General features: G+C 66.9%; 14 protein-coding genes. 8 read left to right on the top strand and 6 right to left on the bottom strand.

Annotated features, from left to right (window positions below):
• The first annotated feature begins 289 nt into the window (after positions 1-289).
• The 3 genes from FV228_RS11195 (at position 290) to FV228_RS11205 (ending at position 2,042) form a co-directional block, all read left to right on the top strand.
• Positions 290-571 (top strand): hypothetical protein, encoded by a 282-nt coding sequence (locus tag FV228_RS11195; protein WP_147854697.1) that lies wholly within the window; start codon positions 290-292, stop codon positions 569-571.
• Positions 572-629: 58 nt separating this feature from the next.
• On the top strand, positions 630-1,667 hold the full coding sequence (locus tag FV228_RS11200) for a hypothetical protein (protein WP_147854698.1): 1,038 nt from the start codon (positions 630-632) through the stop codon (positions 1,665-1,667).
• A gap of 96 nt (positions 1,668-1,763) precedes the next feature.
• Positions 1,764-2,042, top strand: a complete 279-nt coding sequence (locus FV228_RS11205; protein WP_147854699.1) for a hypothetical protein — start codon at positions 1,764-1,766, stop codon at positions 2,040-2,042.
• Between the two features lie 10 nt (positions 2,043-2,052).
• Here FV228_RS11205 and FV228_RS11210 read toward each other — a convergent pair whose 3' ends face one another.
• Positions 2,053-3,588 (bottom strand): hypothetical protein, encoded by a 1,536-nt coding sequence (locus FV228_RS11210; RefSeq protein WP_147854700.1) that lies wholly within the window; start codon positions 3,586-3,588, stop codon positions 2,053-2,055.
• A 203-nt stretch (positions 3,589-3,791) separates the two neighbouring features.
• A complete protein-coding gene (locus FV228_RS11215) occupies positions 3,792-4,115 on the bottom strand; it encodes a hypothetical protein (RefSeq protein WP_187277702.1) in 324 nt (107 codons plus the stop codon).
• Here FV228_RS11215 and FV228_RS11220 point away from each other — a divergent pair.
• Positions 4,114-4,371 (top strand): hypothetical protein, encoded by a 258-nt coding sequence (locus FV228_RS11220; RefSeq protein WP_238260551.1) that lies wholly within the window; start codon positions 4,114-4,116, stop codon positions 4,369-4,371. The genes FV228_RS11215 and FV228_RS11220 overlap by 2 nt on opposite strands.
• A gap of 136 nt (positions 4,372-4,507) precedes the next feature.
• Here the strand turns inward: FV228_RS11220 and FV228_RS11225 are convergent, their stop codons facing one another.
• Complete coding sequence (locus tag FV228_RS11225; protein WP_147854703.1) at positions 4,508-4,753, bottom strand: hypothetical protein; 246 nt, start codon at positions 4,751-4,753, stop codon at positions 4,508-4,510.
• Positions 4,754-5,138: 385 nt separating this feature from the next.
• Between FV228_RS11225 and FV228_RS11230 the strand changes: the two genes are divergently transcribed.
• Entirely contained in the window at positions 5,139-5,522 is a 384-nt protein-coding gene (locus FV228_RS11230; protein ID WP_147854704.1) for an energy transducer TonB, read from the top strand.
• A gap of 163 nt (positions 5,523-5,685) precedes the next feature.
• A complete protein-coding gene (locus FV228_RS33055; protein ID WP_187277701.1) occupies positions 5,686-5,829 on the top strand; it encodes a hypothetical protein in 144 nt (47 codons plus the stop codon).
• A 6-nt stretch (positions 5,830-5,835) separates the two neighbouring features.
• Here the strand turns inward: FV228_RS33055 and FV228_RS11235 are convergent, their stop codons facing one another.
• The 3 genes from FV228_RS11235 to FV228_RS11245 all read right to left on the bottom strand — a co-directional run bounded on the left by FV228_RS11235 (position 5,836) and on the right by FV228_RS11245 (position 7,826).
• On the bottom strand, positions 5,836-6,033 hold the full coding sequence (locus tag FV228_RS11235) for a hypothetical protein (RefSeq protein ID WP_238260554.1): 198 nt from the start codon (positions 6,031-6,033) through the stop codon (positions 5,836-5,838).
• Positions 6,034-6,185: 152 nt separating this feature from the next.
• Entirely contained in the window at positions 6,186-7,175 is a 990-nt protein-coding gene (locus FV228_RS11240; protein ID WP_147854706.1) for an inorganic phosphate transporter, read from the bottom strand.
• Positions 7,176-7,184: 9 nt separating this feature from the next.
• Positions 7,185-7,826, bottom strand: a complete 642-nt coding sequence (locus FV228_RS11245; protein ID WP_147854707.1) for a DUF47 domain-containing protein — start codon at positions 7,824-7,826, stop codon at positions 7,185-7,187.
• Between the two features lie 236 nt (positions 7,827-8,062).
• On the opposite strand from FV228_RS11245, the gene FV228_RS11250 reads away from it, so the two are divergent.
• On the top strand, positions 8,063-8,299 hold the full coding sequence (locus tag FV228_RS11250) for a hypothetical protein (RefSeq protein ID WP_147854708.1): 237 nt from the start codon (positions 8,063-8,065) through the stop codon (positions 8,297-8,299).
• Between the two features lie 923 nt (positions 8,300-9,222).
• Positions 9,223-10,387: glycoside hydrolase family 16 protein (locus FV228_RS11255; protein ID WP_147854709.1), on the top strand; the 1,165-nt coding region annotated here is incomplete at its 3' end.

The following is a 10,387-nucleotide window of genomic DNA, read 5'->3' on the forward strand; positions in this document are numbered from 1 at the left end:
CGCTGGCCAGTTCGACCGCGGCGCCATCATGTCGGCCGCCGCTTCCGCCGCCCGCGCCCATCAGGAGCGGTACGGCTGCACCTGGGCCGAGGCCATGTCGGTCTGCCTCACCGCCGCGTGGCGCGCCGCCAAGATGGCCCGCCACCTAGCTGCTCACTGATAGCATGAGTCCAGAAGCCGTTTTCGGGCCCTTGAGCGCCTGAAAGCCGAGATCGCCCAGACACTTGGGCGACTGAGTCGACCCCTCCCTTTCTGCCCACCGCCACGAGCCCCACCAGGAGCGCGAACGATGTCCTATGCCCGGATCCCGAATTTCAGCCAGCCCGTCCCGGTGCGCAGCACCAGCGCCCGCACAGGTCGTCGCCAGATCCCGCTGGATCGCCGCTACCGCACCCTGCCCGGCGAGACCCAGCCCGGCACGATTGAGGCCTGGGAGGCCGTCTGCCCGGTCCGCCCTGACACCGCCCACAGTCGGTCCCTGCGCTTCGTCGACACTGCCGGCGAGCTGCTGGCAGCCGCCTTCATCATCGGCGGCGGCATGGTGCTCACCGGCCTCGCCTCCCTGCTCTGACTCGCCCGCAATCTGCCGCGGGCCGGTTGCCCGCGGACCTCATCCGGAGATCCACGACATGACCCTGCGCACCTCCCTCAAGACCCTGACCCGCCGCGATGCCGAGCGCCCGAGCCTACGAGAGCGCGCTGCCGACCTGCAGGCCGATCTCTCACGCGTCGCACGGCCGTCCGCTGCCGAGCCCGCGTCATCCGGCTCAGTCGCAACGGGGGCGCACTCGGCCGCCGAGCCCGATCCTGCCCTTGCGGTCGTGACGGTGTTCCGGGCGAGCTGGAATGCATTGGGCGAGGTTTTGGACGCTGAAGTGCCCGACGAGCTGTCAGCGAAATTGGATGAGGCTCAGGGTGCCGCCTACCTGCGCTTGAAGGCCGTGCGCCCAACGACCCCCGAAGGTTACCGCGCCCTCGCCGAGGCTTGGGCCATCGTACTGAAGGGCGAACGCGGCGACGAGCCGGGCATGACGGCCAGCGACCATGCCGCGGACTCGCTGATCGCCGGGGCCAGCGCGTGCGTGCCTGATCAGCCGGTCGACTGGTACAACCCGCCGCCGGGCTTCATGGCCTCGCCCGCCCTTGAGCCATCCAATTTCGTCCCGGTCGCCGACGGTATCGCGCGGGATCTCGCCCGTCTCCGCGGGGCCGCGTGGGCCGAATTTCATCGCCGGGTAAATCCGGAGACCACGGCCGAGGATATCAGGCGCATCCGCAGGGAAGTTTACCTCGACACTCTGGCGCCGAGCCTCCCCAAGTCGGACATCGTCGACCAAGTCGATTTCGCCTCCACCAACATCAACGAGCTACGGGCCATCCACGAGAGGATGCGCGAGCTGTCGAGCGTTGCCTACGCCATGTCCTGCATGGAATGCTGCGCGGACAATGCAGCCGGCAGGCTGCTGCACTGGCTCGCGGACGAGCTGACCACCGTCGAGGGTAAAGCCGCCGCCGAGATGCAGAGCCGCCGGCCGGCCGCTTTCGAGGCCCGGCGGATCCGACTCGGGCTCGTGGCCGAACGGATCATCGAGAACGGCGACGACGCCGAAACCGCGGGCTTCATTCAGGACCTCACGGCCTGGGCCGCCGAGCAGGCGCGGCGCTGACCGGCGCCCCCTCCCCCCGCCCTTCCGTAGACGTGCGTACCGCCCTGGCCGGATCCTGCCGGGGACCTGCCAGTCCCATCAAATCCGAGACCTGACATGAGCACCGTGGTTCGCTTCCCTGCCGGCCTAAAGCCCCAGGCTGCCCAGCCCATCCCGCGAGAGGAGTTCGAGCGCTTGGCTGAACTCGCTCTCGACATCGTCGAAAGGATCGTGGCGCTACTCGACGCCGAAGATGGGGACGCAGATGTGGAGGACGGCGGTGACGCCGAGCCGACCCTGGGCGCCCCGGAGGAGCACGGCAACCAAATCGTCTGGCTGCGGGGTACCGCCCGGGATCTGGAAATCGACCGGCAAGAGCCGGACCTGTGCACCTGATTGATCCCAATCAGCCTATGTTGCCAGCCGCCGTCATCGGCGGTGCCGCGCCGTCCAGTCCATCATCGGAAGGATCGGGCGGCCCGACCTTCGCGTCACGAGATCGGCTGATGCAATCCTTAGATCTTCCAGATTCCCTCGTCGGGGGTGACTGCGGCCGGAGCCTCGCTCGAACCTCATCGACGTAGGCATGATGGAACAGGTCAGTCCATTCCGCGAGAGCCGTCGCCACGCTCTTTTCAGCCGAACCACCAATGGTCGCAATGACGTCGAAACTGACGCCATTCTCGATCTCCCTCCGCAGGATCCGCTCGATATCAGCGGTAATAAGCACGTACAGCCACCACTGCAGCCGCAGGATCTGCGCGAGATCGATAGAGTGCCCCAGATGGTCGGCGTTGACCACGTCCAGCCTGTAGGCGACGGATGAGCCGACCTGAAGGATCGAGCGCTCGATTATGATGGTCAGGCGCGGGATGAGTTCGCTCGGAGCAACCCAGTCGTTCGGGTCAGTCCGAACGGTCTCGGTGATGATGACGCCGGCACGCGCCCGGCCGTCGCAATCCGAGAAACGCATGCGCTTGAGAAGGGCGTTGGGTTTCATGGCTGCCATATCGACGCCGTCCGCCACGACGTACGGCATGTTCACTGGGTTCAGCAGCCTGTACTCAGTGCGATCCACGGGCCAAGGACCGGTCGCCTCGACCATGAGGTACGAGGGGTGATCACCTGCCAGAAGGCCGGCGTGCACCGGCCGCAAAGGTCCCCGCATGGCGGTAAGGTCCGGCATCCTTCTCTTTACGCTGATGCGGTTCGAGCGCCCCGGCGAAGAAGGATGGCGACTGAGCGGAGCCTCCTGGACGCGGCCGTCACGGCTCGCGTCGAAGACCAATTGGCAGGGGCATCCAAGGTCACGCAGCTCGTCGGTGTCGTGCATCGACATCAGAGGGTGTCGACGTCCGCCGTGCAAAAGCTGGCGATGGACGAACGCCTCGTGGCCGAACAGCCCCGCGATGAACGACGGGGCTTCGTAGCCCATGCTCTCCGCGATCTGGCGGAAGCGCTTCAGCGCCGCAGCGCGATCATACCCTTCGGTCAGCCCGTAGACCGGCACGACATCCACGTCGGCGACGTCGTCCTTTGTGGCGTCGATCATGCTGCCGAACAGCCAGACCTCCCGGACGTCGAACGGCAGGTCGCCCCGCGCATTCACGGCTGCGCAGGCGTCTAGGAATCGATCGAGGATCTTTTGCGCCTGCTCCTTGGGCGTTCGCCGCCGTGCGGTGGCGCCGGCAAGGGCCAGGCCGGCTTCGGTCAGGCCGTCCTTGGGAGGTCCGTGCTCCTGCTCCTCAGGTCCGATGATGCCGCGGTCTCGAAGCTCCTCCACGAGCACGAAGACCGTTCTAGGGTCGAGGCTGACATTCTTGCGCTCGGCAATGCGCCAGAGATCGGACCGGTCGCCGCGATGCCATGCCTTCAGGAGATTGCGAACGGTGACGAGCGGGACGCCTAGGAAAGAAGCGCCGCTCGTGATTGTCACACTCATGCCGGACGCTCCGGGTCGCGAGTGCGAATCTTTCGCTCGCCGATGTCAGGGTGGCAAACGGCACCCGCAGGGCTGCAGAACTGCCCAGGCTTTCGAGACCAGCGCCGAATGTCCCTTCCCTGCCGTATCGATGGGCAACCCTAGCGTAGGTTGAGGCGCGGCACTGGAGGGGCTATTGGGTTGCCAAACCAACCCCCCTGCCCTCACGTTGATGCGCGATGGCGATCCGGGGTTTGGCAACGAGACGTTTGATCGATAACGGTTTTTTGGCTGGAATGAGTTTTTGGTAATGAAGAGGTCGACAGTTCAATCCTGTCTCGCAGCACCAGAATTTCTCCTGACTGACTAATCGTTTCAAGGGTGCGATGGGCTTTCACGCGAAGTCTTGCGCCGATCTTCGGGCTCGGGGCACGGATCGCCGGAAAGGCGTCGTCGAGCCTGTCGGCGTCTCGCGGTGCCTCGGATGGCGCGCCGTTCCATCCGTTTGGGGATGATGCGGAATTGAACACGACGGCCCTCTTCACCATGCTGGGTATCGTCCTCGGCTGGGTCGTCCTGGCCGGGGCCGCGCTGCTGTCGGGCCGGATCGCCACCTTCGCGTTCATGGTCCTGACGGTGGTGGCGCTGTTCCTCTACGTGCCCTGGGTCAGGCTGCGCGCCAGCGGGATCGAGGGCTCGAGCCGGCCGGTCCGGTTCTGGACGAATGTCGCGATGCTGGTGGTCAGCCTCGCGGCCGGCCTCGCCTTCGCGGTGATGCTGGCCCGGCGGATGGGGTACTTGTAGCCGGAGGCTCGCCGCGAGCACCGCCGGACGATGTCTCGCGCTGCTTCATCCTCCCGTCAGCGGCATCGGAGTCTCGGCGTCTCCTGCAGGACGTGCAGCGATGCCGAACGCCGAACCGAGCCGGCGTCCGCGGGCCTCAGTGCTTCGTCAGGCTGTCGAGGGTCTCGTTCTGCCCGAGCGTGTCCGAGAACCGTCCGAGGCGGCTGAGGCTCGGCTCGTTCAGGCCGCCGGCGTTGGCGAAGGTGGCCAACGCGATGCCGACCAGAAAGCTGGCTTCCTCGGCGGTGACCGCCCGACCGCTCAGCGTGCTGGCCGCCCCGCGCACGGCGAGCACGGCCTGCTGGAACGCGGGGTCGTTCTGCAGCTCCGCCAATCGAGTCATCTGAGGCTTTCTCCTGGATCACGGTGTGATGTCTGCGGCTTCGCCGGAGCCTGTGGACCACGGGCGCGGATGGCTCAAGCGGTGCCGCGCCTGCGTCCCGGAACCGGGACCATGCCGGCGGCTCTGGTCTGTCTCGAAACCGGATGATCGACCATCATAAGCGTCACGCTAGGCGGGTTTCACATCATGGATCAAGGTTTCCATCCGGCCGTCTGACGATCCGCAACGGATCGGAACCGTCGAGATCGTGGCGCGGGGACGTCGGCTCCGGCCCGCGGCACCGCAGGCCTCGCCCCCCGGATGCCCGGCCCGGGGTCACGGCCGGTAAACCCTTCCGCGTGAGGATAGCCGGGCCACCATTCAGGCACAGGATCGTTGTTCCAGCATGTCGTCACGCGTGTTGAGTTACGGGACCGCCGCGCTCCTCGGCGTTCTGCTGCTGCCCTGGCCGTCGGCGGCGCGGACGGGGGTCTCGCCCGCAGTGCGCACCTGGCTGTCCGGCCTCGTCACCCGGATCGACGCGGTCGATCGCACCGATCGGCACGCGAACACCCGCAGGGCGGCCGGCACCGTGCTGGTGCGGATCGAGATCGCCGCCGACGGTACGGTCCGTCAGGCCGAGATCGAGCGCAGCTCGGGCTCCCGCGGCCTCGACCGGCGGGCGCTCCGGGCGGTGCAGGGCGCGAGCCCGTTCAAGGCGCCCCCGGCCGAGCTGCTGGCCGAGGACGGGGTCGCCGACCTCAGCGTTCCGGTGCAGTTCGGGCGCTAAAGCATCGTTCCGAACGCCGGCCGCCGCAGCTTTCGCAAAAAGACGATGCGCGAGCCTCGGCCTCGGAAACGCGCGGCCTGAGATGGTGCGCGGCGCCGGCCTGAAACTTTTTTCGAATCGTCTCCGTTCGCGTCTGCAACCAGAAGGCGCGTCCGGGAGGTTGATGGTGAGAGACACATTCGCGCGGCTGCGCCGCGACGAGACGAAGCGGCCGCCCCTGCCCCTCGTGGTCTCGTGGCTGGCGGTTTCGGTGGGGATGTGGGTCGTGATCTACGCCTATTCCGGCCGCGTGATCTGGACCTGGTGACCTGGTTCAGCGGTCGTCGTGACCGCGCGCGCCGATGAAGGCTCCGATCAGGTATCCGGATTGGTGGGCCGCCAGATAGGCGAGCAGAACCAGGACTTTCACGGCATCGATCGTGGACGTCAACGCCCAGAGGGGCAGGCAGACCAGGGCGATCAGCACCGAACTCGCCACGACGGCCGGGGCCCGATAGAGCCACCCTTCCACGATTCCCGCCGTGCATAAAAGGGCCGCGATAAGCAACAAGCAGCACCTTGTTCGGCGTAATAGTGAGATTTATAGCTCAATCTTACGCATATTGCTATATTAAGCTTCTTAAATTCGATTTTGCCCGCGGGACGTATATTTTTCCCGGCGGGTCACGGCAGCACGAAGCCGGAGACGCCGTAGATCAGCGCCGCGACCAGCGCCGCGGCCGGCATCGTGACCACCCAGGCGATCACGATGCCCTGGGCGATGTTCCAGCGCACCGCCGAGACCCGCTTGGCCGCGCCGACCCCGATGATCGCCCCGGTGATCGTGTGGGTGGTCGAGACCGGGATCCCGAACGCGGTGGCGGCGAACAGGGTGATTGCCCCGCCGGTCTCGGCGCAGAAGCCCTGCATCGGCGACAGCCGGGTGATCTTCGAGCCCATCGTGTGGACGATGCGCCAGCCGCCGAGCAGCGTGCCGAGCGCCATGGCGGTCTGGCAGGACAGCACCACCCAGAGCGGCACGTGGAACGCCCCGCCCTCCTCCCCGTGGGCGTAGAGCAGCACCGCGATGATGCCCATGGTCTTCTGCGCGTCGTTGCCGCCATGGCCGAGCGAGTAGAGCGAGGCCGAGACGAACTGCATCCCCCGGAACAGCCGGTCCACGGCGTGAGGGGTCGAGCGCACGAAGATCCACGACACCGCCAGCATCAGAAGCAGCCCAAGGCCGAAGCCCAGGGCGGGCGAGAGCACGATGGCGGCGCTGGTGGCGATCACGCCGGGCCAGACGATCGCGCCGAGGCCCGCCTTGGCGATGCCGGCTCCGAGCAGGCCGCCGATCAGTGCGTGCGAGCTCGAGGATGGGATGCCGGCGTACCACGTGATCAGGTTCCAGCTGATCGCGCCGCCCAGCGCCCCCAGGATCACCCGGTCGGTCACCACGTCGACGTCGACGATGCCGGATCCCACCGTGCCGGCGACGTGCAGGCCGAAGATCAGGAATGCCACGAAGTTGAAGAACGCCGCCCAGATGACGGCGTAGCGGGGCGCGAGCACCCGGGTCGACACGATGGTGGCGATCGAGTTCGCGGCGTCGTGCAGCCCGTTCAGGAAATCGAAGACCAGGGCGACGGCGATGAGGACGATCAGGAGGGTCACGCGGTGGGCTCAGACATGCTCGACCACGATGCTGCTGATCTGGTTGGCGACATCCTCGAACCGGTCCATGACCTTCTCCAGGTGGTCGTACAGTTCGGACCCGACCACGAAGGCCATGGGATCCTGCCGGGACGCCTTGAACAGGGCCTTGAGCCCGGCATTGTGCAGGTCGTCGGCCCGGCCTTCGAGCTGGATGACCCGCTCGGTCAGGGTGTTCAGGACGGTCGCGTTCTCGCCCAGCGCCCGCAGCTTCGGCATCGCCTCCGCGGTGGCGGCGGCGGCCTCCTGGATCACCGCCCCCATCTCGCGCATCGACGGCTCGAAGGCGGTGACCTCGAACAGCTGTACCGCCTTGGCGGTCTTGAGCATCTGGTCGATGGCGTCGTCCAGGGAGCCGACCAGGGCCTGGATGTCGCCCCGGTCGAACGGGGTGATGAAGGTCCGCCGCACGGCCAGCAGGGCGTCCCGGGTGATCGTGTCGGCCTCGTCCTCGTGGTCGGCGATCGCCTGGCAGGCCACCGGCACGTCCTGGGTGCCGTCGAGCAGGGCCCGGAGTGCGGCCGCGCCGCCGACCAGGGTGGCGGCATGGCGCTCGAACAGATCGAAGAACCGGTCTTCCCTCGGCATCAACGCACGAAACCAGCCCAGCATGTGACGTCCCGGTTCGAGGATCAGTATCCGTGCAAGCTCGACTGCCAGAGACGCCTAGCATGACGATCCGCGGTCCGCATCAGCCGGGACCGGTCAGGTCATACATTCGGGCCGTGTCGGTCATTGACGATATCGATTTCCGTTATCGATCCGATCTGTTTGGATCATGACGCGGTGCAACGTAAATAGTGCCTCGACACCGGGCGTCGGACCCGGACAGCAAGAGGTATCCCACCATGACCACGCGTTCCCTGATCCTGGCCGCCCTGGCCTCCGTCCTGGCCTCCGTGCCGACGATCGGCTCCGCCCTGGCGGACGAGGCCATCAACCTGACGCCGCCGCTCTATCGGGAGCAGGCCCGGGTGATCTCGACCACCCGTCCCGCGACCGAGCTGGTGACCACGCCGCGCCTCGTCCCGGCGGCTCCGACCACCACCCGGGTCATCACCGCGACCGCGATGCCGACCCGCTGATGCGGGCCGGACGCCTCACGGCGCCTCCCCATGGCACATCGCTGAAACGCATCCCGGAGCACGCAGACCCGCTCCGGGATGCCGCCGACCGACCGCATCACCCGAGCGCCCGGCGGGTGCCGGACCGGCAGTCCCGGATGCGAGATCCCGAGGCCGCGTGAGCGCGTGACCGCATAAGACTCCGTCGGACTCGCGGATCTGCCCGATCAGTCACGGCGACGAACTCGCCTTTCCGGGCCGGGCTCTCTGAACGGGGACGGCTCGATCGGTAGGCAATCGATCCTCGGGCCTGCTCCGGCTTCAGCCGACGGGCGTCCGAAGGCCGGCCACCATCGGCTCCCGGCACAGGCACGGGCGGGCCCGGATCGTCGCACCTACGGCTTCGTATCGAGACCCCACAATTCTCCTCGAATCCGATCCGCCCGACCTGAGCCCGGCGGGATCCGAGTTGGGCAGGATCCGCCCCACCCGATACGAATCGACGCCGCGCAACGACCGCACGCCCGTGACGGCGTGGGGACCGGCCCGCAGGATAACCCGCTCTCGGCGCAGGATTTCATCCGCCGAGCCTGGCTGCCGGATCGGCGATCGCAGACGACACCGGTCTCCATCGCGCCAAGTCTCGGACGGACCGGCGGTAGGAAAATAGGCTTACGCGCGGTATGGCTCGACAGCAACTGTCAATCCCGAATGCAGCATCGAACGAGCATGATCTGCATACGTCGAAATCGGGATCTTGAATGCTGCACAAATACAAATCTTGACAGCAGCGCAACCACGTACGTAATGTTTCCACAGTGTTAAATTTAGGAAAGATAGCTGAGTAGATTGCCCGTCCACTCGCGTGGCTGACGCGACGTAGGCAAGCTCTCTTGTGCTGCGACGGATCAATCGCGCCCTGCTGCAAGTCTGGGGAAACATTCATGGTCGACTTGACCGGTTATAAACTAACCTTCGACGAAGAATTCAACACCCGCAGCATTTCACAGACCGGCGCGGGGACCACCTGGGCCGATATCCGCGCGCAAGACCGCGGCGACGCGAACGCCGATGTCGGGTTCGGCCATTCGTCCTTCGTGGACAAGGGGTCTGGCTACGACCCGTTCCAGCTCCAGAACGGCGCCCTGTCGATCACGGCGGTCCCGGACAGGACCTCGTCCGGCGTGCCGGGCAGCTGGGAATCCGGCCTGCTGACGACCCAGGGCAACTTCTCGCAGACCTACGGGTATTTCGAAGTCCGGGCCGACTTCTCCGAGCAGGTCGGCGCCTGGGACGCGTTCTGGCTGCTGCCCAACCAGCAGAAGCCCGACCCCTATAACGCGGGCCAGCACCAGGAGCTGGACGTCGTCGAGCGCTACGGCGACGGGCCGAGCACCGTCTACAGCACGATCCACACGACGGACCAGACGCCGAACATCCCCTGGCAGCAGAACCGCCAGGTCACCAGCGTGATGCCGGACAAGAACGGCTACCATACCTACGGCATGAACTGGCAGGCCGACCGGATCAGCTTCTACGTCGACGGCCAAATGGCCGGCTCGCAGGCGACCCCGTCGGACCTGCACAGCCCGATGTACATGCTGGTCAATCTGGCCACGCAGGGGGGCGGCAGCAACAACGCCGATCTCGCCGGCGTGCCGATCAGCTCAAAGATCGATTACGTCCGCGCCTATTCGAAGGATCCGACCGCGGTCGCCGTGAAGCTCGACACCGTGTCGAGCCCGGACGGCCGGGACCCGGGCCTGTACGGCGCCGCCGCGGCCACTTCGACGACAGCCGCCGCGACCACGGCGAGCGCGGCGAAGGGCACGACGAGCACGGCCACCAGCGCCACCGGCTCGGCCGCGCCCTCCGGCACGACCACGAGTTCCGCTTCGTCGGGGGCTACCGCGACGACGGCCACCAAGCCGGCGACGGGTTCGACCACAACCACGGCATCAGGAACGACCAACCCGACGACCGGCTCGGCCACCGCGCCGACGACGAGTTCCACGGCCACGATTGCCGCGACCCCCAAGCCCAGCGTCTCGACGGCGCCCACCGGGGCTGCCTCCCCGTCGAGCGCCAGCCCGAACGGCGGCGCGTCCC

It is taken from the genome of Methylobacterium sp. WL18, from assembly GCF_008040015.1.
Taxonomy (GTDB): Bacteria; Pseudomonadota; Alphaproteobacteria; order Rhizobiales; family Beijerinckiaceae; genus Methylobacterium; species Methylobacterium mesophilicum.